Origin of the sequence: Actinomadura vinacea, from assembly GCF_039532545.1 — a bacterium.
In the GTDB taxonomy this organism is placed as follows: Bacteria; Actinomycetota; Actinomycetes; order Streptosporangiales; family Streptosporangiaceae; genus Spirillospora; species Spirillospora vinacea.
This window is the reverse complement of the sequence record NZ_BAAARW010000054.1, coordinates 1-505: the sequence shown is the minus strand read 5'-3', so window position 1 is coordinate 505 and position 505 is coordinate 1. Positions and strand designations below refer to the sequence as shown.

Below are 505 nucleotides of genomic sequence, written 5' to 3'. Positions count from 1 at the left end.
CTATCAACCCAGTCGTCTACTGGGAGCCTTACCCCACTCGAAAGTGGGAGGGAGAACTCATCTCGAGGAAGGCTTCCCGCTTAGATGCTTTCAGCGGTTATCCCGACCGAACGTAGCCAACCAGCCGTGCCCCTGGCGGGACAACTGGCACACCAGAGGTCCGTCCGTCCCGGTCCTCTCGTACTAGGGACAGACCCTCACAATTCTCCTACGCGCGCAGCGGATAGGGACCGAACTGTCTCGCGACGTTCTAAACCCAGCTCGCGTGCCGCTTTAATGGGCGAACAGCCCAACCCTTGGGACCTACTCCAGCCCCAGGATGCGACGAGCCGACATCGAGGTGCCAAACCATCCCGTCGATATGGACTCTTGGGGAAGATCAGCCTGTTATCCCCGGGGTACCTTTTAGCCGTTGAGCGACACCGCTTCCACACGCCGGTGCCGGATCACTAGGCCCTGCTTTCGCACCTGCTCGACCTGTCAGTCTCACAGTCAAGCTCCCTTG

1 rRNA gene is annotated in these 505 nt (G+C 60.0%); it reads right to left on the bottom strand.

Annotated features, from left to right (window positions below):
- A 23S ribosomal RNA gene (locus ABD340_RS47755) occupies positions 1-505 on the bottom strand; the annotation flags it as partial.